The sequence below is a fragment of the Shigella sp. FC1661 genome, from assembly GCF_001712525.1.
In the GTDB taxonomy this organism is placed as follows: domain Bacteria; phylum Pseudomonadota; class Gammaproteobacteria; order Enterobacterales; family Enterobacteriaceae; genus Escherichia; species Escherichia coli.
The window spans coordinates 1-401 of the sequence record NZ_MDGW01000493.1 but is presented as its reverse complement, the minus strand read 5'-3'; the positions used below and the strand labels follow the sequence as shown (position 1 = coordinate 401).

The 401-nt window shown below is 50.9% G+C and carries 1 protein-coding gene; it reads left to right on the top strand.

Features of this window, described 5'->3' with window-relative positions; translation table 11 throughout:
• On the top strand, positions 1–369 hold a 369-nt coding region (locus tag BFF42_RS21075; protein ID WP_144038599.1), incomplete at its 5' end, for an IS66 family transposase.
• Between the last annotated feature and the right edge of the window lie 32 nt (positions 370–401).

Genomic DNA, 401 nt, shown 5'->3' with positions numbered 1-401 from the left:
TTGTACGACTGGATACAGTTGCAGAGGAAAACGCTGTCGAAACATGCGGAGATGGCGAAGGCGTTCGACTATATCCTGAATCACTGGAATGCGCTGAACGAGTTCTGTCGTGACGGCTGGGTGGAAATAGACAACAACATCGGTGAAAACGCGTTACGATCGGTGGCGGTTGGAAGAAAAAATTATCTCTTTTTCGGCTCAGACAAGGGAGGAGAAAGTGCGGCGATCATCTACAGTCTGCTGGTCACCTGCAAACAGAACGAAGTGGAGCCGGAGGACTGGTTGCGCGAAGTGATCGAGAAGCTCAATGACTGGCCGTCGAACCAAGTGCATGAACTGCTGCCCTGGAACTTCTCGTCTGTAAAATAATCCTTACGCTACGTACTTCTCGGGGCGCTTAC